The sequence below is a fragment of the Robertkochia aurantiaca genome, from assembly GCF_020166495.1.
Taxonomy (GTDB): Bacteria; Bacteroidota; Bacteroidia; order Flavobacteriales; family Flavobacteriaceae; genus Robertkochia; species Robertkochia aurantiaca.
This window is the reverse complement of record NZ_JAINZS010000004.1, coordinates 1-20,876: the sequence shown is the minus strand read 5'-3', so window position 1 is coordinate 20,876 and position 20,876 is coordinate 1. Positions and strand designations below refer to the sequence as shown.

Below are 20,876 nucleotides of genomic sequence, written 5' to 3'. Positions count from 1 at the left end.
GAAATTATAGATCTTCGATATTGGTGTCTGATTTTTCATCTTTAAACGATCTCAGTTTTTTCATAAAATTGTGAACCTGAGGGGTCTTGGCTGCAATACGAATGAAATATGAGTCTCTGTATAAGGTGTATTCCTGAGCACTGCCTTTATAAATGTTCAACTTATAAAAAGGTATGATCAGAGCATAGGTCTCGAGCAACGAACGGAACCTGATAATGATGCCCTCTGACCGAATTTCTATATTACAGGTGTTGATATTATTGTCGAGTATGAGCAGGTTGTAGATTTGCAAGCTGGCCTTGGTGATAAAAAGTTTGGGAGAACCGCTTCCTCCGAGTTTAAATCTTTCGACCAGTCGTAAGGGAGATCCTACCTCATTCAATACCTTTTCATGTACCTTGCGATCGTTATATGAAATGTTTAATAGCATATCTTTTTAAAATATTTTCAAAACTTTTGAAGGGATCCGGCATTGCTGAGTCATCGATCATCTGCTTTTTTATCGAAGCAGTAAGTCTGAGGCGATGTTATGAATCAAATTACCGCACTGTGATACCGCGGTTTCCTGAATGGGTTCGTTTCTGAGGTGGCAGGTGTTTTGCGATCATTTCCGGCAGAATTTAAAGAAAGAATCCTGAACCGGAATGAATCATGGATGAATATACTTCTTTTGGGTTGTTTTGCCCGTTAATCAAAGCTTAAACTTTTTACAAATAACTATCTTTGCATGCAAAATTTTTTTTTCATGCAGATTCAGGATGTTCTCGAACAAAAAGTTATACAAGCGGTAACCGCATTATACGGTAAAGAGCTTGACCGTGTTGAATTACAGGATACCCGTAAGGAGTTTCAGGGAGATATTACAGTGGTTATTTTTCCCATGCTGCGAATCTTAAAGGGAAATCCTCAGAAGATAGGTGAGGAGATTGGTGATTACCTGAAGTCGAATGTTGATGAAGTAGCAGATTTTAATGTCATTAAGGGATTTTTAAACCTTGTGATCACCGATGGGTATTATCTCGGTTTCTTCAACTCCATCAGGAAGGTCTCCCATTATGGTTATACAAAAGATACAGGTGAGAAGGGAGCCGTAATGGTTGAGTACTCATCTCCCAATACGAACAAGCCCATCCATCTTGGTCATATCAGAAACAACTTGCTGGGGTACAGTGTTTCTGAGATTCTTAAAGCCCATGGTCACAAGGTATATAAAACACAGGTGATCAATGACCGGGGAATCCATATTTGTAAGTCGATGCTTGCCTGGCAGAAGTTTGGAGATGGAGAAACTCCTGAATCGGCCGGGTTAAAGGGAGATAAGCTCGTTGGTAACTATTATGTGGCCTTTGATAAGGAATACAAAAAACAGGTGGCTGAGCGAATCGAGTCGGGTATAGAGAAGGAAAAGGCTGAAAAGGAAGCACCTATACTGCTTGAGGCACAGGAAATGCTTAGGAAATGGGAGGCAGGTGACACTGAAACAGTAGCCCTTTGGTCAAAGATGAATGGTTGGGTCTACAAAGGTTTTGATGAGACCTACGAGCGACTCGGGGTTGATTTTGATGCCTTGTACTATGAGAGTCAAACCTATTTATTAGGGAAAGATGTAGTGGAGCGCGGGTTGAATGAGGGCGTGTTCTTCAAAAAACCTGATGGTTCGGTTTGGATCGATCTCAGTGAAGAGGGTCTTGACGAGAAGCTCGTACTTCGCGCAGACGGTACAGCCGTCTACATGACACAGGATATCGGTACAGCCATTCAGCGTGTAAAGGACTTTCCTGATATAAACGGAATGGTTTATACGGTAGGGAATGAACAGGATTATCACTTTAAAGTGCTTTTCCTGATCCTGAAAAAACTGGGGTATGAATGGGCCGATAACCTATATCATCTTAGCTATGGAATGGTTGACCTTCCTACCGGAAAGATGAAGAGCCGGGAAGGTACCGTGGTCGATGCCGATGATCTCATAGATGAGATGATTGACACTGCCGGAAGTATCTCTTCAGAACTTGGAAAACTTGAAGGTTTTTCTGAAGATGAAAAAAAGACCTTATACCATACCATTGGTCTGGGGGCACTCAAATATTATATACTGAAGGTTGATCCGCGGAAGAGAATCTTATTCGACCCCAAAGAATCGATCGATTTTCAAGGTAACACGGGGCCTTTCATTCAATACACCCATGCACGTATACAGTCGATACTTCGCAAAGCTGACTTTGAATATGAAAAAGAGATCGCTTCCTATGAGCTTGCCGAAAGGGAAAAGGAATTGGTGAAAAAGTTGGAAGGATTTCCCGAAGCGATAGCACAGGCAGCAGAGGCATATAGCCCGGCCTTGATCGCTAATTATTGCTATGATCTGGTTAAGGAATTTAATTCTTTCTATCAGAACATATCCATACTGGGGGCAGAAAAGGAAAATGAGAGAATATTCAGGGTGCAACTTGCTCAAAAGGTAGCAGAGGTGATTTCAGATGGAATGAAATTACTCGGGATCAATGTTCCTGACCGCATGTGATCAAGCTTATTTACAAAAAAAAGTCCGTTGGTTTTCAACGGACTTTCTTTTTTTACGATAGAAGGTGTTAAACAAGTTCTTTCTCTTTTTTACCTACCTTATTCATATTTTCAGCGCCTGAATACTGAACAGCCAGATTATAAATAACCAGACCGAAACCGATCTTGTTAATGGCATCACCAATATTATACACCACGTCAAGGTTAAGGCCTCCGAAGATTCCTTCATACCAACCCGGGGTTCCGGCCATATAACCGATAGGGTAGATCGCCCATCCTACGAGTACGAACCAGCAAAGGGTTTTGTGTGCCTGCAGTACTTTCGGGCCTGCGCTTTCTGCCAGTTTTTTGGCATTACCAAACCAGATTTCATAAACGATGGCGAAATATGCGATACCGGAAACCAGCCCCCATAACCAGGCATTTTGTCGGTCAACTGCCTCACCGAAGTATCCGGTAACCAGCATCACTACAGAAAGGAAGATCAGTTTCCACATAAGGGAACGTTTTGCTCCTGCAACTCTGAGAATAAGAAAGAATTCCACACACATGAGCGGAACAGTCAGTGTCCAGTCTACATAACGGAAAAAGGTGGGGGATTCTCCAAATTCAGCCCAGTAATCACGCATGTAAAAATAATGCACTGCTGCGATGAAGGTAATCAATCCTGAAACAAGGATCGAATTGGCCCACTTTCTGTCAAATTGTCTCATAGAAAGGAAAAAGAAAGCTGATGCAGCCATCATGGCCATACAGCCCACAAAGAATGTGAAACCCACATAGTCATTGGGATCAATTCTTGAGATCATGGGTAGTGCTAACAATAGTTTCATAGTTTTTAGTATTTTTGTTTAAATAAATTTAGCAAAAATTAAACAAAAAATTATTACTTTAATATAACTTTTACATTTTGAGCTGTTTAAGTTCAATTCTGTTTTAGCTTTCGTAATAAAATTTTTAAAGGTGAACAGTTATCGTTTTGAGAGTTACTTGCTGGTTTTGACTTTTTTCAGTCTTTGGTTGCTTGGTTATCTGAATGCAGTGACAGCCCGGAGCACAGCAATTTTACTGGTTCTTACCATTGGTCTGGTTCATGGTGCCAATGACATGAAGATCATAAGCAGGCTATCTGAGAACAAACAACGCACCCGGAAATATGTAGCGGGTTATATATCAGTTTTTTTTCTCACTTCTGTTGCCTTCTATTTTTTTCCATTGGTGGCCCTGATACTTTTTATCTTTTTCAGCTGTTATCATTTTGGTGAACAGCATTGGCTGGAACATATTGATAAGCCTGAAAAGGGTACGAAACTGTTTGCGTTTTTTTACGGGATGCTGATTATCATGTTGATACTTCAGTTTAATGCGGGGGAATCGGTTATGATTATCAATGACCTGTTACAACTGGAGCTTAAAAACCTTCCTTTTGCGATTTTTACCCTCATAGCCTTATTCCCTGTTCTTGTTCTGGGCTATAGATACAGAAAATTGCTTTTTCCTTCTTACGAGAAGTTGGCCAAGGAAATTTTACTGATGCTCGTTTTTATCATTATTTTCAATCTTTCAGGGCTTGTCTGGAGTTTTGCTGTTTATTTTATTTTATGGCATTCCCTGCCATCCCTGCGATCACAGCTGACATATTTATATGGAAGTACAACAATGGCGGGAGTCAAAAGATATATTCGGGATTCGCTGCCTTTCTGGTTACTTGCCATTATTGGTCTGGGTGTAATGATCTGGTTTTTGAAAGATCAGAGGGAAATTATAATCAGTATCTTTTTTCCCTTCATCGCGGCTCTTACCATGCCGCATGTTGTGATCATGTCGATGATGTTTGGTGAAGAGAACTAATTAATCTGCCTGAAAAATAAAGAGGTATCTAAAAATCTTATTTTTGTTAGAACCGATCAAAGTTGAATTTAATGATGCCTACCAGATTATTTTTCTGCAATCTATTTTTTTGTATATCGCTTTTTCTTGTTGGCTGTTCCTCTGAAACGGAAAGCGAATCAGATAAAACCCTTGCCAATAAAAAGGTGACAGGCAGTTCTTCGGTTGACCTGCTTACAAATGATAAAACGAAGCTCGTAGTGGAAATCGTATCCGTCGAAAATTTTGAACCTTCAGCTATGGCTCTGGAGGAGTTTCGAAGTTTTATCGACCGACATTGCCATAAACCATCAGGAATTGAATTCAGGTACAATACCATAAGCTCCCCGGGTAAAGACCGGTATACCATTGATGATATAGTAGAGACTGAAGAGACACACCGCACGGCATTTAACGATGAAGAGACGGTTTCTGTATTTGTGCTGATGCTGGATGGAAGGTCTGAAAGAGATACCGATGAATCGGTGATTCTTGGTACCGCATACAGAAATACCTCCTTTGTTATTTTTCAGGGAACCATCAAACGTTTAAACCCTTATGCCAATAATACTGAGCTGGCTATTGCACAGGCTACGGTGATCAATCATGAATTCTCTCACCTTCTGGGCCTGGTGAATCTGGGAACTCCCATGGTCACTGTTCATGAAGATGAGGAAAATAAAAATCACTGCCAGACCGAAAATTGCCTTATGAATTACAAGGCTGACGCCGGAATCAGTATTGGCAACCTTACCCGGCCTTCTTCTGTTCCTGAACTGGATGCCTTCTGTCTGGAAGACCTGCGAGCTTTAGGCGGAAAGTAAATAGCAGGCTAATTCTTCGTACTTAAGGCGGTAATTGCTAAATTTGCACTACCTGAATAAAATCAGGAATTGAGATAAACCATAGTAAGCAATTATGTTTGATAATTTAAGTGAAAAGTTAGATAAGGCGTTTCATGTTCTGAAAGGTCACGGTCAGATCACCGAGATCAATGTGGCTGAAACCCTGAAGGAGGTTCGCAGGGCTTTATTAGATGCCGATGTCAACTTTAAGACCGCTAAGGAGTTTACAAATACGGTTAAGGAAAAGGCGCTGGGTCAGAATGTTTTGACCAGCTTAAAGCCCGGACAGCTCATGGTCAAGCTGGTCAAGGATGAACTGGCTGAACTCATGGGAGGCGAAGCAGTTGATATTGACCTGGGCGGTTCCCCTTCGGTTATTCTGATGTCAGGTTTACAGGGTTCAGGTAAGACGACCTTTTCAGGAAAACTGGCCAATTATCTCAAAAATAAGAAGACGAAAAAACCTTTACTGGTGGCAGGAGATGTGTATCGACCTGCTGCGATTGATCAGTTGCATGTGGTAGGTGATCAGATCGGAGTGGAGGTATATTCAGATAAGGATAATAAAGATCCTGTTTCCATTGCCAAAGATGCCATTGCCTATGCTAAAAGTAATGGTCACAATGTGGTAATTGTCGATACCGCCGGTCGTTTGGCTATCGATGATCAGATGATGACTGAGATAGCCAATATTCACAAGGCAGTTTCACCTAATGAAACCCTCTTTGTGGTAGACTCTATGACCGGTCAGGATGCGGTAAATACAGCCAAGGCATTCAACGATGTGTTGAATTTTGACGGGGTAATCCTTACCAAGCTTGATGGTGATACCCGTGGTGGTGCCGCCCTGTCGATCAGATCTGTGGTTGATAAGCCGATTAAGTTTATCGGTACCGGTGAGAAGATGGATGCTATCGACGTATTCTATCCTTCGCGTATGGCCGAGCGAATTCTCGGGATGGGAGACGTTGTCTCTCTGGTGGAAAGAGCTCAGGAGCAATTCGACGAAGAAGAAGCCAGAAAGCTTCAGAAAAAGATCGCCAAAGACAAGTTCGGGTTTGATGACTTTTTGAGCCAGATCCAGCAGATCAAGAAAATGGGTAGTATGAAAGACCTGATCGGGATGATTCCCGGAGCAGGAAAGGCCCTGAAGGGAATCGATATCGACGACGATGCTTTTAAGGGAATCGAAGCCATCATTCACTCAATGACTCCCGAAGAAAGATCTGACCCTTCTATTTTGAACGGAAGCAGAAAGAAACGAATCGCAAAAGGTAGTGGAACCTCTATACAGGAAGTAAATCAGTTGCTCAAACAATTTAAACAGATGAGCAAAATGATGAAGATGATGCAAGGCGGGGGTGGCCGTAAAATGATGCAGATGATGAATAACATGCGAGGCATGTAACGCTTTTTTCACATCTAAAAACTCCGAAAAAATATATATGGAAATTCTCGACGGAAGAAAGATCTCGAATCAGATAAAAGACGAAATCGCAGCGCAGGTTGCCAAGATGAAGGAAAGGGGAGAAAAGGTTCCCCATCTGGCAGCGGTTCTTGTGGGTAATGACGGTGCCAGTCTCACCTATGTCGGCAGTAAGGTTAAGGCCTGTGAAAGAGTAGGATTTGAATCTACCCTGGTTCGCATGCCGAATACCACCAGTGAACTGGAACTCCTGAACAAAATCAAAGAGCTTAACAATGATGATGATATTGATGGCTTTATCGTTCAGTTGCCGCTTCCGAAGCAGATCGATACACAAAAAGTACTCATGGCGGTAGACCCTGAGAAGGATGTAGACGGATTTCATCCTATGAATTTTGGGAAAATGGCGCTCGATATGAGTACATTCATTCCGGCTACTCCCTTCGGGATTCTCGAGTTGTTGGAGCGATATGAAGTGGAGACCAAAGGAAAGAACACCGTGGTTATCGGTCGCTCACATATCGTAGGCCGTCCTATGAGTATCTTAATGGGGCGAAAGGGTTTTCCCGGGAATTCGACAGTTACCCTTACTCACAGTCATACACGCGATCTTAAAGATATTACCAGGAACGCAGACATCGTTATTACTGCTTTAGGTCAACCGGAATTTTTAAAGGCCGATATGGTAAAAGACGGAGTTGTTGTGATCGATGTTGGTATCACCAGGGTGCCTGACGAAACTGCCAAGAAAGGATATCGCATTGCCGGTGACGTCGATTTTGACGAAGTCAGTAAAAAAGCGAGTTATATTACTCCGGTACCCGGAGGTGTTGGTCCCATGACCATAGCCATGTTACTTAAAAATACACTGCTTGCCCGGGAAAGGCACCGAGCGGTGAAAGCAGGAAAATAATATTGTATGCCCGGTTTATCCGGGCATATTGCTTCTTAAGATTTAAAGAGATACCTTGTAGGAAATTTATTCGACATGAGGCGTCTCTTTTTCTTTTTGATCCCGATAATAGTGTTTTCTTCCTGTGATAATAAAACGCGAAATACGACAGATCCGGTTTTCGAAGTAGTTTTGGCTGATAGCCTTAATGTTAAGGGGGTAGATGGTCGGCTGCTACTGATGCTGTCGACAGATGATACTTCTGAACCCCGTTTTCAGATCTCAGATAATACCCAGAGCCAGTTGATTTTCGGAATGAATGTTGAAGACTTGTCAGCCGGAGAGAAGCGCCGTTTTGATGCAGAGGCACTTGGCTATCCCCTTGAAACTCTTTCCGGTTTGCCTGAGGGAACCTATCACATACAAGCCTTATTACATGTTTATGAAACCTTTCAACTGGCAACCGGACATACGGTTAAGCTGCCGATGGATAATGGGGAGGGGCAGCAATGGAATACTTCCCCGGGAAATATCTATAACCTTCCGGTTACTATCGATCTGAAAAAAGGCGATCAGGTAACGATCACGATCGACCGGGTCATACCCGAGATCACCCCTCCTGAAGATACCGAATGGATAAAGCATATCAGGATCAAGTCTGAAATGCTTTCTGAATTCTGGGGACGTGACATGTATCTGGGGGCCCATGTGCTCTTGCCGAAAGGGTTTGAAGAACACCCGGAAGCAAAGTATCCTCTGATGGTTTTTCACGGTCACTTTCCTAAAGATTTCGGCGGATTCAGAACCACTCCGCCTGACCCCAACCTGGAGCCGGAGTATTCTGAGCGATTCGACGTCGAGGGGTATAACATCATTCAGCAAGAGGAGGCCTATAATTTCTACCGGCGTTGGATCGAACCTGATTTCCCCAGGTTTCTGATCATTCAGATACAACATCCCACCCCTTATTATGATGACAGTTATGCTTTAAATTCTGCCAATCAGGGACCCTATGGTGATGCCATTACACATGAGCTAATACCCTATATTGAAAAAGAGTTCAGAGGAATGGGTGAAGGGTGGTCACGATTTTTATACGGCGGTTCCACCGGAGGGTGGGAGGCCCTGGCTGTACAGGTAAAATACCCCGACGAATATAATGGTTGCTTTGCGGCCTGTCCTGACCCCATTGACTTCAGGGCCTATTGTCTTACCGATATTTATGAAGATGAGAATGCTTATTATTACCCCGGCGAACATACCCGTCTTGAGGTACCGGGTCACAGAGATTACCTGGGTCAGATATCATCAACCGTAAAAGATATTAATCAACTCGAGCTGGTACTTGGTGACCATTCCCGCTCGGGTCAGCAATGGGATATTTGGGAAGCGACATATTCTCCACAGGGAGATGACGGATATCCTCAGCGAATCTGGGATAAAAGAACCGGTGTGATTGACAGGGAGGTGGCAAATTACTGGAAAGAGAATTATGATCTGAGATATATACTGGAGAGAGATTGGAACAAGCTTGGGGAAAAGCTTAAGGGTAAAATCCATATCTATTGCGGAGACATGGATAATTACTATCTCAACAATGCCGTTTATCTGATGGAAGATTTTCTGGAAAGCACAACAGACCCTTATTATGATGGTGAGGTTGATTACGGCGACCGGGCTGAACATTGTTGGAATGGCGACCATGAAAACCCGAATTATATCAGTCGTCTGCGCTACAATACGATGTATGTTCCGAAGATCATGAAGCGCATCGAAGAAAGTGCCCCCGCAGGTGCTGATCTCAGGAGTTGGAGATATGAGTGAAAGATGTCAGAAAAGGGCAAGGGAAGATGATTTCACTCCAGATTCTCATTGTCTTCAGAAGCCTCTTCAGTTTCTGTGGGTTTTTCGATATCTTTCTCAGATTTGTTCGGGACATATTCGTTTTTATAGATCTTAAGCAGCAGCAGGAAAAGACTAAGCAGCAGCGGTCCGAAGATCAGCCCTAAAAACCCGAATAAAGGAATACCTATCACAACTCCGATCAGGGTGATCAGTGGATGAAGATTAGCCATGCGGTTCTGAACGAACATTCGAAAGAGATTATCGGTAGATCCCACTACGAAGGCCCCGTATAGCAAAAGTCCGATTGCAGAAAATGTATTTCCGTCAGCATAAAGCAATACAGTAACCGGAACGATACCCAGGGCTGTTCCGATAAACGGGATCATGGAGCCTATTACGGTTACCACGAACCAGAACCACGGATCGCTTACTCCAAAAATAAAATACCCCACCAGGGCAACAACACCCTGCATGATGGCTACCAAAGGGATGCCAATGGCGTTGGATTTTACGATCTGAGTGCTTTCATGCGTGATGATCTCCATGTTTTCGTCGCTTACAGGAATAAATTGCAGGAATATTTCCTTGAAGCGTTCAATTTTGATCAGCATAAAATAAAGCAGGAAGTACATGATAGAAAGCGTGACAAAAATCTGAAAGGTCGAACCTACCAGGTTTTGTGCGTTTTTTGACACCCATGAAGTAATGGCCTCCGTGTTGATATTGGCCATGATATCATAGCCAATGTAATTTTCGAGATCACCTAACCGGTCTTTGATGATGTTCATAAAGGCCTCTGAGTTATCGATTGCCTTTTGAATTTTTGAAATGAATAACTGGATAAGCAGCCATAATGGTATGATCACAATAAATATTGAAATGATAATGATAATACCTGCAGCAAGTCCTGGTTTGAAGTTTTTATCAAGCATTTTCCTCATCAGACCCTTGAACAGGATGAATAGGGTTATGGCGCCCAGTATACCTGACAGATAGGGTAAAAGCTCAGCAGTGATCAGATAACCCGACAGCAGGATAAGTGCTATGAGGAAGATCTGCCGCATGAGATCCGGAGAAATAATCGTTTTATTCATAGAGCAGGTTTTGTTTGATCAGGAAGCAAATAGCCGGGAGGGATCTTTGAACGATTTAAATTCAAGGGCGTTTCCTGAAGGATCCCTGAAGAACATGGTTGCCTGTTCACCGGGCTGACCTTCGAACCTGATATATGGCTCTATCTCAAAGGTAATTTCTGCTTCTCTCAGGCTTTTAACCAGATTGTGAAAGTCTTCCCATTTCAGCACAACCCCGAAGTGCGGAACGGGTACGTCTTTTCCGTCTACCGGATTGGTGTGAGCTCTTACACTCTCTTCCCTTGGTTTATGGTGTATGACCAATTGGTGGCCGAAAAAATCGAAATCGACCCACAGGTCGCTGCTTCTGCCTTCAGGGCATTTTAAGGTATCCCGGTAAAATTTCCGGCATTTGTCCAGATCGTCAACCGGAATGGCCAGATGGAATGGTTGTATATTACTCATTGGTTAGTGATTGCGTAAAGCTTTAATTAATTCCTGTTTATTCATTTTGGATCGCCCTTCGATCCCGATCTCCTTGGCTTTCTCATAAAGTTCTTTTTTCGTTCTTTCTTCATAAGGTTCAGCCTTGCCGCCTTTTTTACCGCTATCAGAAGAATTGGCTATACGGGCTGCTTTTTCTTTAGACATGCCTTTGTCACGCAAAGCTTCATATTGTTCTTCATTCTTAATTCTTGGGTTGTCGTCGTTTGGCATGACATTTAAATTTATGAATTATCTTACTATAATTCGATGAATTAATCTTTGTTTTTAATAGTGACCCTGGTTTTCACAAGAGCGTCAGGATAATTATTCTGAATGAAACGAATAAGATGTTCTCTCACGTAAACCCGCAGGTCCCATGCCTGAGGAGAATTCCTTGCGCTCATCAGTGCTCTTATTTCTACATGGTTCTCGTCACTGTCGGTAACCTGCAGAACATTGACCTGGCCATCCCATAATTCATGGTTTTCAAGCAGCCTGGTGAGTTCATCTCTTAAGGCATCAAAGTCTATATTATAATCGGTGTACAGGTAAACAGTACCCAGAATATCAGCATTGGTGCGCGTCCAGTTTTGAAAGGGCTTTTCGATGAAATAGGTGGTGGGTACGACCAACCTTCGTTTATCCCAGATTTTGATCACCACATAAGTGAGTTTTATTTCTTCGACCCTGCCCCATTCACCTTCAACTATAACCACATCATCTATGCGTATCGGCTGCGATACGGCGATCTGTAGTCCGGCCAGAATGGTGCCAATGGCTTTCTGGGCAGCAAAACCAAGAATGATACCGGCGACACCTGCTGAAGCGAACAAGCTGACACCTATCTTTCTGACCTCTTCAAACAACATCAGGGTGGCTGCTACACCAATTAGAATAATGATAAATATGATGATTCGTTCAAGTATATTAAACTGGGTGAGCCGCTTTCGCGCGTTGAGGTTGTCTTCAGTGTCTATTTTATAATCTTCGAGATACTCCCTTTTCAGAATTTTCAGAGTGGTTATAGCGCCCCATGAAAGACCGATGATTAGAGATATGGAGCTTATCTTGTTCAGGTAATAGAGATAGGGCTCTCCAAGGTTCCATACATCAAATATCAGGGGTTTAACACCCAGGGAAACGATAACAATAAGGATGGGAGCTATAAACTTTTTTATATTCTTCATCGGTTGATTCTTGGTTTGTATCAATTTAGTGCATTAAAGGAGATCATCAAAATTATAGCAAATCCCAGTTCATAATATGTCTTAAAAATTTGACTATAAGAAAGATAAGTTTATTTTATATGGTTTAGAAGAAGTCTCTCCGCGTCCTGATCGCCTGTCTGACCTGCTGTATATTAACTTCAATTCTCAGATATGTCAGATAAAGAATCTATTGCTCGTGAAAAAAGGAAAAAAATTAAAAATCCAGAGGTGCAATTGGCTGTTGATGCCAAGGTTGAGGAGTATGAGATGAAACTACGGCGGGAGCTTGATATGACCAAGCCGAATGCTTACCGGCAGGTTGCAGAGCGTACCAAATCATTTAAGGAAAGGATACTTGAGAACGAGCTCGATGATATTCGGAAGGATGTTAACGAGATTCGTAAAGAAGAAAAGTCTCTGCTGGGAATTACCTTTTGGGTGAGCCTTGCTGTTACGGTCGTGGTAATCATTCTGGCTCTTATTGCCGGGGAGGAACTTGGAACAGTAGCAGATAATATTTCGAGATTCATCTCGCATAACCTAAGCTGGTTTTATGTACTACTGGCCTCTGTTTTTCTGATATTTCTGTTTTATCTCGCTTTTAGCCGGTTTGGGAATGTTGTTTTGGGACCTCCTGATGAGCGACCTGATTTTTCTGATTTTTCCTGGTATTCGATGTTATTTTCTGCCGGAATGGGGGTGGGAATATTGTTCTGGGGTACGGCAGAGCCTATGAGTCACTTCTTAAATCCTCCCAATGCAGTTCCCGGAAGTGTGGAAGCTGCGAGAGGAGCAACCGCTTTCGCCTCTTTTCACTGGGGGTTGCATGCCTGGGGAGTGTACACTATTTGTGCCCTGGGAACGGCCTATTACGGCTTCAGAAAGCGCAAGAAGTATCTCATCTCCTCAAGCATTGTCGATTTCACCCAAAATAAATCTACCCGGAAGATTCTTAAGGCAGTAGTCGATCTTATAGCGATACTGGCGGTGATCTTTGGGGTAAGTTCCTCTTTGGGGCTGGGAGTGCTTCAGATAAGTGGAGGTATTAATCATGTGTTTGGTTGGGAGGTGCAGAATCTGGCGGGGTATAGCATTATCATGGCGGTGATCACTGCGGTGTTTATCATTTCTTCTTCCACAGGTCTGGACAAGGGTATTAAGATTCTCTCCAATGCCAATATGTTAACAGCAATAGCTTTATTGATGTTCGTATTCTTTACGGGAGACTGGCTTTTTGACCTGAAAGTGTTTGTCGATTCAATCGGTTTGTATTTGCAGCATTTGCCGGAATACAGTTTTAAGGTTGACCCTTACCGCCCTCAATACGAGACATGGATGGGAGACTGGACCCTGAGTTATTTCACCTGGTGGATTGCCTGGTCTCCTTTTGTGGGGATCTTTATAGCCCGAATCTCAAAGGGGCGAACCGTAAAAGAGCTGATTATGGGCTGCTTACTGGTGCCTGCTATTTTCAGTATTTTCTGGTTTTCGGTTTTCGGCGGATCGGCCATAGAAATTGAAATGTTCTCTGACGTTTCTATAGGTGAAGAAATCCTGGCAAATGTTGACCTTGGAACCTTTCTTCTGTTTGAGCAATTACCGCTGAGCGGAGTGACCTCTGTGGTGGCTTTGGTATTGCTGTTTACCTTTCTGGTTACTTCTGCTGATTCGGCGACTTTCGTCATCAGTATGATGACCTCTGAGGGTGACCTTGATCCAAAATTAAAACTGAAGGTAATATGGGGATTCGTTCTTGCAGCCCTGAGCTTATTACTGTTAGCGGGAGGAGGAATCAAGGCCCTGCAGGCGGCGACCCTGATCTTTGCTTTCCCTTTTGCGCTGGTGCTGATACTCATTGCGCGTTCCCTGTATTTCAGGTTGTCGATACAGAAAAAGGGGAAAAGGGAGTGATTACCAAATGAGGGGTATAAAAAAAGCCCGCTGTAAAATGCGGGCTTTTGTTTTTATGTCGGTAATTCCTATTGATTCATAGTCATCAGGAACTCTTCGTTATTCTTTGTTTGCTTAATGCGATTTTCCATGAATTCCATAGCTTCCACAGGGTTCATGTCTGAAAGGTATTTTCTCATGATCCACATACGTTGAACCGCATTGTCATCAAGCAGCAGGTCGTCTCTTCGGGTAGAAGAAGAGATGAGGTCGATGGCAGGGAAGATTCGTCTGTTGGCAATTCTTCTGTCGAGCTGCAGTTCCATATTACCGGTACCTTTGAACTCTTCGAAAATCACTTCATCCATTTTCGAACCTGTATCTACCAATGCTGTTGCGATGATGGTAAGAGAGCCACCACCTTCTATATTTCTGGCTGCTCCAAAGAAACGCTTAGGTTTATGAAGCGCATTCGCGTCGACACCACCACTCAGCACTTTTCCGCTGGCAGGTTGTACCGTGTTATAGGCACGGGCCAGTCGGGTGATCGAATCCAGTAGTATTACGACATCATGGCCGCATTCTACCAGGCGTTTGGCTTTTTCAAGAACGATATTCGCCACTTTTACGTGTCGGTCTGCCGGTTCGTCAAAGGTTGATGCGATTACTTCTCCACGAACATGTCGCTGCATATCGGTTACCTCTTCCGGACGTTCGTCGATCAGCAGGATCATCTGGTAAACCTCCGGGTGATTGGCTGCAATGGCATTGGCGACATCTTTGAGCAGCATGGTCTTACCGGTCTTCGGCTGAGAAACGATCATACCCCGCTGTCCTTTTCCTATAGGAGAGAACAGGTCAACGATACGGGTTGATATGGTACTTTGTTTTTCGGCCAGATTGAATTTCTCATTCGGGAACAAAGGAGTGAGGTGTTCAAAGGAAACACGGTCACGAACCACCTGAGGGTCCAGTCCGTTGATATGATTTACCTTGATAAGAGGGAAGTATTTTTCACCCTCCTTAGGAGGTCGTACTGTTCCTTTAACGGTATCTCCTGTTTTCAGGCCGAAAAGTCTTATCTGGCTTTGAGAAACATAAATGTCGTCTGGAGATGACAGGTAATTGTAGTCGCTGCTTCTCAGGAAACCGTAACCATCCTGCATGATATCCAGAACTCCTTCGCTTTCTACGATGCCGTCAAATTCAAAGTCCGGCTCGCGATACTTGTTCTTTTTATCCTTGTCGTAGTTGTCTTTATCCTTCCCGTTACCGGTATTACCTTTCTTGTGGTGCTTTGATTGTCCTTTATTGGAACCTGAACCACTGTCTTTTTGAGGTCGCTGAGATTTATTATCGTCTTTTTGCTGAGATGGTTTTCTTCCTGAGCCTCCTTTATCTCTTTGACTGTTATCTCTTTGACTATTGTCTCTTTGACTATTGTCTCTTTGATTGGTGTCCCGCTGGTTGTTATCTTTTTGACTGCTCTTATCCTGTTGATGCTCTTGCTGGGCAGTCTTATTTTCATTCTGTTCAGAAGAATGACTCTTAGGCTGATTGCTATCCTGACCTTTTTGAGAATCTTTGCTCACGCGCGATCTTTTGCGCGGTTGAGGTTTCTTTTTTTGATTTTGATCGTGCTGTTGTCCGGAATCGCTCTGAGTCTTATCGCTATCCTGTGCAACTTCTTCTGCAGCTTTCTTTACGGCGCCGGGCTTAGCGGCCTGGAAATCAAGAATTTGGTATATCAGGTCGTTTTTTTTAAGAGAACGAAATTTAGGAATGCCGGCAGTTTTGGCAATTTCCTGTAATTCAGCAAGTTTCTTTGCTTTTAAATCTGAAATTTCAAACATTTACTAAAACTATAAATTGATGGTTTGAGGTGTGAACGATAATTTTTTATGAAAAAAAATTCGCTGGAAGTGCAACTAACGAAGTAAAGTACTCGTTTCGAATTGACTACGCAATAATACAAATTTATTTCTTATTTGGGATATATTTTTTCGAAAAGAACATTATTTTTGCCTCACTAAACACCTTAAGCGTGCTGCAGAGAATACAGAGTTTATACATGTTTCTTGTCGTTATCATCAACGGGGTTCTTCCTTTTTGGGTGAATCTCTGGACAGATAATAACGGGGAGGCTGTATATGCCCAGGATGACCTTTTTTATTCAGTGTTTTTTCTTGTTTCCGCAGCCATTGCTTTCGTGACTGTATTTCTTTATAAGAATCGAAAATCTCAATTTGTCATAAACAGATTGAATATCATATTAAACTTTGTTTTACTAGGATTTTTCGTTTATCGGTCGCTAATCTTATCCGGAGAAACCCAGGTTTCAGAGAAGGGTATTGGGATGCTACTTCCTGTAATTTCTATCGTTTTATTAGTGTTGGCCAACAAGGCCATCAAAAAGGATGAGGATCTCGTAAAATCTGTTGATCGATTACGCTAAACCTAACATCTTAGTATATTAGTGCGTCGAAAAACCCGGGTATTGCCCGGGTTTTTTGTTTTTGTATGGGTAAAGAAGGTATGGGGTTATGGGGGTATGGGGGTATGAAGGTATGGAGGTATGGGTTTTCTCCGGCTCGGAGATCACCAAGCGGTAGTCAGATTTTTTCCAACGGGCCAGGAAAGTTTCGGAACTTAACTATCCAACCCACGTACCCACGTACCCACGTACCCACGTACCCACGTACCTATGTACCTGTCTTCACTAGTATTCAGATACGAAATGCAGTTTTACGTTCGGGTATTTCTGCTGTGTCATTTGAATAGAAAAGGATGAATCTGCGAGGAACACCAGTTGTCCCTGTTTGTCTTTGGCCAGAAACTTCTGTTTGACTCTTTTGAACTCAGCGAATTCTTCACTTTTCTCATCTTCGGGTTCGACCCAGCAGGCTTTGTGTACCGGGAAATTTTCATAGGTACACTTGGCGCCATATTCGTGCTCCAGACGATATTGTATTACTTCGTACTGCAGGGCACCTACGGTTCCGATCACCTTTCTTCCGTTCATTTCAAGGGTGAATAACTGGGCAACCCCTTCGTCCATAAGCTGGGTGATTCCTTTTTCCAGCTGTTTCGACTTCATCGGGTCAGCGTTATTGATGTATCTGAAATGCTCGGGTGAAAAGCTGGGTATGCCCTTGAAGTTGAGCTCTTCTCCTTGTGTAAGGGTGTCGCCGATCTTGAAATTCCCGGTATCGTGAAGGCCGACAATATCACCGGCATAAGAGATGTCTACGATCTCCTTCTTTTCGGCGAAGAAGGCATTCGGACTGGAGAACTTCAGTTTTTTATTGTGCCGAACGTGCAGGTATGGTGTGTTTCTTTCAAAGGTTCCTGATACGATCTTGATAAAGGCCAGGCGGTCGCGGTGCTTGGGATCCATATTGGCATGGATCTTAAAGACAAAACCTGAGAACTCCTCTTCATTTGGTTTTACCAGTCGCTCCTCAGCCTTCTTAGGAAGGGGAGAGGGGGCGATCTGAACAAAGCAGTCGAGCAGTTCCCGCACTCCGAAATTGTTCAGGGCCGACCCGAAGAATACCGGTTGTAGTTCACCTTTGGTATAAGCTTCGCGGTCGAAATCAGGATAGACCTCATAGACCAGTTCCAGGTTTTCCCGGAGGTCCTCTGCGGCATCTTCACCTATGATCTCTTCCAGTTCAGGATTGTTCACATCGTCAAAAGCGATGGTGTCTTCTATATTCTTCTTGCTGTCGCCACTGAAAAGATTGATATTCTTTTCCCAGATGTTGTAGATGCCCTTAAAGTCATATCCCATACCGATGGGAAAGCTGAGCGGGGTTACTTTTAATCCGAGTTTTTGTTCCACTTCGTCCAGCAGGTCAAAAGCATCTTTTCCCTCACGGTCAAGTTTATTGATAAAAACGATCATGGGGATATTGCGCATACGGCAGACCTCGACCAGTTTTTCGGTTTGTTCCTCAACCCCTTTGGCAACGTCGATCACCACAATAACACTGTCTACAGCGGTCAGCGTTCTGAAGGTATCTTCAGCGAAGTCTTTGTGACCGGGGGTGTCGAGTATGTTGATCTTCTTGTCTTTATAATTAAAAGCCAGCACAGAGGTGGCGACCGAAATTCCTCTTTGTCTTTCGATCTCCATAAAATCAGAGGTGGCTCCTTTTTTAATCTTGTTGCTTTTTACGGCTCCTGCTTCCTGTATAGCTCCTCCGAAAAGAAGTAATTTTTCTGTAAGCGTGGTCTTTCCGGCATCGGGGTGTGAAATGATGCCAAAGGTTCTTCGCTTGGCGATTTCCGCAACTAAACTCATATTGAAAATTTGGCGCAAAGATATCATTAAATGCGAAATTAACGAGCGAAACCAGGCCGTGTCTTTTGTCGCAAACCTCAGATTTAGAGTATTTGATATCGAATTCTGAGATGTTAACAACAAAGTGGATAATTAAAGGGTGCGGAGAAGGGCTGAAACGCTTGATTTTGTTTAGATTTATGCTGTTTTTCGACCTTGTATTTGGTCGAGAATATGACTACCTACAGCTATTAATGAACGAAAGTGGGTGGGCTATTCGATTATATTTGCCGTTGATTTAATTATTAATCAGCCCCTAAAAGTCAAGATGACCCAGATACTGACCTGCTGCCTATGAAGAATCTTTACACTTTCCTTATTCTTTCTATGCTTTTTTCTGCCGTCGCCTTCGGGCAAACGGCCGGGGATTATCGTTTCACAGGGAATGTCAATAACGATTGGGATGAAGCAGGGAACTGGCAATATTTTAACGGAACCAATTGGGTGGCAGCCATTGATTATCCCGGCATTGTAGATACGAATGGTAATCTGGTAGTAGACGATGGTTCCAGCATCTTCTTTTCGGGAACCTCTACAGTTGATTTTCCTTTCAACAAGCTAACCATGCTTGACGGGGAAATAGTTTTTCAGGATAATGCGGTTATAACACTCAATATTCCGGTGATCGAGTTATTTGCTGTAGACGAAGCGAATGGGGTAATTGGAGCTATGCGGTGGGTGAAAAACGCTGATGTTTATTTACCTGACAACGCGGTGATTGCTATTGATGGAGGTGAAATGATTACAAGTGGGAATTGCAGCAGTTCCCAAACAATTTATATAGGAACAGAAAAGTTTTCGACCTGCCAGGGAAATAATGTTCCCGGAGGTTCTTTTGATGAAATAGAAAATTCTTTGCAACCCCCCGTTAGTGACGGTGATATTACCAGTTGTTCCGGACCTATAGCTGCTTCAGCTACATCTCCGCAAGGTTATGATATCGAATGGTATGATGATGAGTATCAGGGGAACCTTGTTGCTTCACCCACTTTAAACACCCTTGGTACGGTAACTTACTATGCCGGTACAGTAGATAATTCAGACCCAAGTGATGTTAAAAGGAGTACTTTCAGGGCAGCAGTCACACTTACGATTATTCCTAATGCTACTATTCAAACGCAGCCTCAGGATATTGCTGCTTTCGCCGGTGATGACGTTACTTTTTCAGTGACCACTTCTAATGCAATGAATTTCCGATGGCAATATAGTGTGAATGGGGGTGGCAGTTTCACAGATTTCGACGTAAATGAATATCCTTCTGCTTCTACCGACAACCTGATGTTGAGCAATATTGATATTGATCAGAATGATTTTTTGGTGCGGGTTGCGGTTTCAAATGGTGGTATTAACTGTAATGAAGTTTATTCAAATCATGCTGAGTTGACCGTTTCAGTTCGTCATGTGATTACCAACAGAAATAAGACATTCAGAGTGAATAAAAATGATTGACAACACTATTGAAGGGGTTCGCATCATTTTTTTCTGAAACCGGCCTCTGATATGTAGATTTAATCCCCAAAAACATGAGAGAATTTTAATCTAAACTGAAGCCTACATGAAACCAACCCCCTTAACATCAGCTTTAGAGACCGTAATGACAGATTTTGCGGGTAGTCCGGTAATAGCCTGGGCCCTTGGGATCTTTATAGCTATACAATTGTTGCTTTTACTGGCAGCTGTAATAGGAACAAGAAGAGGGATCAGTCTGTTCAAAAGAATGAAATCAAAAAATCAGCTTTAATATTTAGCCCTATCGAAACGATGAAAAAACTATTACCACTATTTTTCTTACTGGTTACCGGATTCGCCTCCGCTCAGGTGATCGTGACCCTGGAAGACCAGTGTAACTGTGAGATACTCAGCGGAACCGATGTTACCGCAGATGGACAAACGAGTCCGTCAGGGGTGGAGATTGGTGACATTTACGTCAACACTGATACCGGTGCCCTTTATTTCTGGAACGGTGCTTCATGGGGGCTCACTTCAGGAGTGAACCCAGAGATTGATGATTTCAGTTTTGACAATCTGACACGAATTCTTACGGTACGACTTCGAAGCGGAAGCCAGGCTACCGTAGATCTTTCTGCTTTGATCAATACCGATGATCAGCAATTAAGTTTGAGCGGCAACACGCTGACCTTGGAAGACGGTGGTACGGTGAATCTGACGCCATTTTTAGACAATACAGACAACCAGCAGATCACAGCCTTCAGTTTGAACGATGCGACCAATGAGTTGACTCTGACCTTAGAGGATGGAGGGACGCAGCTGGTAGACTTCAGCACAATCTTAGCGGCTGCAGACAATCAGGCACTGACCCTTGAGGCAGGAAACATTCTAACCCTGGAAGACGGTGGTACGGTGAATCTGACGCCATTTTTAGACAATACAGACAACCAGCAGATCACAGCCTTCAGTTTGAACGATGCGACCAATGAGTTGACTCTGACCTTAGAGGATGGAGGGACGCAGCT

The 20,876-nt window shown here is 43.1% G+C and carries 18 protein-coding genes and 1 pseudogene; 11 read left to right on the top strand and 8 right to left on the bottom strand.

The annotated features are described in order from the left end of the window. Positions 1-4 precede the first annotated feature (4 nt). Positions 5-430, bottom strand: a complete 426-nt coding sequence (locus tag K7R10_RS05795) for a hypothetical protein (RefSeq protein ID WP_224483744.1) — start codon at positions 428-430, stop codon at positions 5-7. A 315-nt stretch (positions 431-745) separates the two neighbouring features. On the opposite strand from K7R10_RS05795, the gene argS reads away from it, so the two are divergent. Continuing rightward, on the top strand, positions 746-2,524 hold the full coding sequence (argS, locus tag K7R10_RS05790) for an arginine--tRNA ligase (RefSeq protein WP_224484307.1): 1,779 nt from the start codon (positions 746-748) through the stop codon (positions 2,522-2,524). A gap of 67 nt (positions 2,525-2,591) precedes the next feature. On the opposite strand, the gene K7R10_RS05785 is transcribed toward argS, so the two are convergent. Further along, the gene (locus tag K7R10_RS05785) at positions 2,592-3,356 is read right to left on the bottom strand and encodes a bacteriorhodopsin-like (RefSeq protein WP_224483743.1); all 765 of its coding nucleotides are present in this window, start codon (positions 3,354-3,356) and stop codon (positions 2,592-2,594) included. A gap of 130 nt (positions 3,357-3,486) precedes the next feature. Here K7R10_RS05785 and K7R10_RS05780 point away from each other — a divergent pair, with 130 nt between their 5' ends. The 5 genes from K7R10_RS05780 to K7R10_RS05760 all read left to right on the top strand — a co-directional run bounded on the left by K7R10_RS05780 (position 3,487) and on the right by K7R10_RS05760 (position 9,379). Continuing rightward, a complete protein-coding gene (locus K7R10_RS05780) occupies positions 3,487-4,374 on the top strand; it encodes a Brp/Blh family beta-carotene 15,15'-dioxygenase (RefSeq protein WP_224483742.1) in 888 nt (295 codons plus the stop codon). 71 nt (positions 4,375-4,445) lie between these two features. Continuing rightward, positions 4,446-5,216 carry a zinc metalloprotease gene (locus K7R10_RS05775; RefSeq protein ID WP_224483741.1) on the top strand — a complete coding sequence of 257 codons (771 nt, stop codon included), beginning with the start codon at positions 4,446-4,448 and terminating at the stop codon, positions 5,214-5,216. A 94-nt stretch (positions 5,217-5,310) separates the two neighbouring features. Then, positions 5,311-6,645 carry a signal recognition particle protein gene (gene ffh / locus K7R10_RS05770; protein WP_224483740.1) on the top strand — a complete coding sequence of 445 codons (1,335 nt, stop codon included), beginning with the start codon at positions 5,311-5,313 and terminating at the stop codon, positions 6,643-6,645. A 37-nt stretch (positions 6,646-6,682) separates the two neighbouring features. Further along, entirely contained in the window at positions 6,683-7,576 is an 894-nt protein-coding gene (folD, locus tag K7R10_RS05765; RefSeq protein ID WP_224483739.1) for a bifunctional methylenetetrahydrofolate dehydrogenase/methenyltetrahydrofolate cyclohydrolase FolD, read from the top strand. Between the two features lie 75 nt (positions 7,577-7,651). Beyond that, positions 7,652-9,379 (top strand): alpha/beta hydrolase-fold protein, encoded by a 1,728-nt coding sequence (locus K7R10_RS05760; protein WP_224483738.1) that lies wholly within the window; start codon positions 7,652-7,654, stop codon positions 9,377-9,379. A 32-nt stretch (positions 9,380-9,411) separates the two neighbouring features. Here K7R10_RS05760 and K7R10_RS05755 read toward each other — a convergent pair whose 3' ends face one another. From K7R10_RS05755 to K7R10_RS05740, 4 genes are read right to left on the bottom strand one after another with little or no spacing between them, the layout of a single operon-like run. Next, positions 9,412-10,494 carry an AI-2E family transporter gene (locus K7R10_RS05755; RefSeq protein WP_224483737.1) on the bottom strand — a complete coding sequence of 361 codons (1,083 nt, stop codon included), beginning with the start codon at positions 10,492-10,494 and terminating at the stop codon, positions 9,412-9,414. Positions 10,495-10,512: 18 nt separating this feature from the next. Beyond that, the gene (locus K7R10_RS05750; RefSeq protein ID WP_224483736.1) at positions 10,513-10,938 is read right to left on the bottom strand and encodes a VOC family protein; all 426 of its coding nucleotides are present in this window, start codon (positions 10,936-10,938) and stop codon (positions 10,513-10,515) included. 3 nt (positions 10,939-10,941) lie between these two features. After that, positions 10,942-11,190: a DUF7218 family protein gene (locus K7R10_RS05745; protein WP_224483735.1), complete on the bottom strand. Its 249-nt coding sequence runs from the start codon at positions 11,188-11,190 to the stop codon at positions 10,942-10,944. A gap of 41 nt (positions 11,191-11,231) precedes the next feature. After that, positions 11,232-12,146, bottom strand: a complete 915-nt coding sequence (locus tag K7R10_RS05740; RefSeq protein WP_224483734.1) for a mechanosensitive ion channel family protein — start codon at positions 12,144-12,146, stop codon at positions 11,232-11,234. A gap of 192 nt (positions 12,147-12,338) precedes the next feature. On the opposite strand from K7R10_RS05740, the gene K7R10_RS05735 reads away from it, so the two are divergent. Next, positions 12,339-14,078: a BCCT family transporter gene (locus tag K7R10_RS05735; RefSeq protein WP_224483733.1), complete on the top strand. Its 1,740-nt coding sequence runs from the start codon at positions 12,339-12,341 to the stop codon at positions 14,076-14,078. A 68-nt stretch (positions 14,079-14,146) separates the two neighbouring features. Here the strand turns inward: K7R10_RS05735 and rho are convergent, their stop codons facing one another. Continuing rightward, positions 14,147-15,910, bottom strand: a complete 1,764-nt coding sequence (gene rho / locus K7R10_RS05730; protein ID WP_224483732.1) for a transcription termination factor Rho — start codon at positions 15,908-15,910, stop codon at positions 14,147-14,149. A 191-nt stretch (positions 15,911-16,101) separates the two neighbouring features. On the opposite strand from rho, the gene K7R10_RS05725 reads away from it, so the two are divergent. Beyond that, positions 16,102-16,512 carry a DUF4293 domain-containing protein gene (locus K7R10_RS05725; protein ID WP_224483731.1) on the top strand — a complete coding sequence of 137 codons (411 nt, stop codon included), beginning with the start codon at positions 16,102-16,104 and terminating at the stop codon, positions 16,510-16,512. Positions 16,513-16,776: 264 nt separating this feature from the next. On the opposite strand, the gene K7R10_RS05720 is transcribed toward K7R10_RS05725, so the two are convergent. Then, positions 16,777-18,363 (bottom strand): peptide chain release factor 3, encoded by a 1,587-nt coding sequence (locus K7R10_RS05720; RefSeq protein ID WP_224483730.1) that lies wholly within the window; start codon positions 18,361-18,363, stop codon positions 16,777-16,779. Between the two features lie 333 nt (positions 18,364-18,696). Between K7R10_RS05720 and K7R10_RS05715 the strand changes: the two genes are divergently transcribed. The 3 genes and pseudogenes from K7R10_RS05715 to K7R10_RS05705 all read left to right on the top strand — a co-directional run. Next, positions 18,697-19,851: an immunoglobulin domain-containing protein gene (locus K7R10_RS05715; protein WP_224483729.1), complete on the top strand. Its 1,155-nt coding sequence runs from the start codon at positions 18,697-18,699 to the stop codon at positions 19,849-19,851. A 106-nt stretch (positions 19,852-19,957) separates the two neighbouring features. Beyond that, positions 19,958-20,143, top strand: coding sequence for a hypothetical protein (locus K7R10_RS05710; RefSeq protein WP_224483728.1), 186 nt, complete (start codon positions 19,958-19,960; stop codon positions 20,141-20,143). A 20-nt stretch (positions 20,144-20,163) separates the two neighbouring features. Next, positions 20,164-20,876, top strand: a pseudogene (locus K7R10_RS05705) (hypothetical protein); the annotation flags it as partial.

Excerpts from the sequence above, each read along its gene's own strand:
- rho (WP_224483732.1), bottom strand. The coding sequence starts at position 15,910 with ATGTTTGAAATTTCAGATTTAAAAGCAAAGAAACTTGCTGAATTACAG.
- K7R10_RS05715 (WP_224483729.1), top strand. The coding sequence starts at position 18,697 with ATGAAGAATCTTTACACTTTCCTTATTCTTTCTATGCTTTTTTCTGCC.
- K7R10_RS05720 (WP_224483730.1), bottom strand. The coding sequence starts at position 18,363 with ATGAGTTTAGTTGCGGAAATCGCCAAGCGAAGAACCTTTGGCATCATT.
- K7R10_RS05795 (WP_224483744.1), bottom strand. The coding sequence starts at position 430 with ATGCTATTAAACATTTCATATAACGATCGCAAGGTACATGAAAAGGTA.
- ffh (WP_224483740.1), top strand. The coding sequence starts at position 5,311 with ATGTTTGATAATTTAAGTGAAAAGTTAGATAAGGCGTTTCATGTTCTG.
- K7R10_RS05740 (WP_224483734.1), bottom strand. The coding sequence starts at position 12,146 with ATGAAGAATATAAAAAAGTTTATAGCTCCCATCCTTATTGTTATCGTT.
- K7R10_RS05755 (WP_224483737.1), bottom strand. The coding sequence starts at position 10,494 with ATGAATAAAACGATTATTTCTCCGGATCTCATGCGGCAGATCTTCCTC.
- K7R10_RS05775 (WP_224483741.1), top strand. The coding sequence starts at position 4,446 with ATGATGCCTACCAGATTATTTTTCTGCAATCTATTTTTTTGTATATCG.
- K7R10_RS05745 (WP_224483735.1), bottom strand. The coding sequence starts at position 11,190 with ATGCCAAACGACGACAACCCAAGAATTAAGAATGAAGAACAATATGAA.
- K7R10_RS05750 (WP_224483736.1), bottom strand. The coding sequence starts at position 10,938 with ATGAGTAATATACAACCATTCCATCTGGCCATTCCGGTTGACGATCTG.
- argS (WP_224484307.1), top strand. The coding sequence starts at position 746 with ATGCAGATTCAGGATGTTCTCGAACAAAAAGTTATACAAGCGGTAACC.
- K7R10_RS05735 (WP_224483733.1), top strand. The coding sequence starts at position 12,339 with ATGTCAGATAAAGAATCTATTGCTCGTGAAAAAAGGAAAAAAATTAAA.
- K7R10_RS05760 (WP_224483738.1), top strand. The coding sequence starts at position 7,652 with ATGAGGCGTCTCTTTTTCTTTTTGATCCCGATAATAGTGTTTTCTTCC.
- K7R10_RS05710 (WP_224483728.1), top strand. The coding sequence starts at position 19,958 with ATGAAACCAACCCCCTTAACATCAGCTTTAGAGACCGTAATGACAGAT.
- folD (WP_224483739.1), top strand. The coding sequence starts at position 6,683 with ATGGAAATTCTCGACGGAAGAAAGATCTCGAATCAGATAAAAGACGAA.
- K7R10_RS05785 (WP_224483743.1), bottom strand. The coding sequence starts at position 3,356 with ATGAAACTATTGTTAGCACTACCCATGATCTCAAGAATTGATCCCAAT.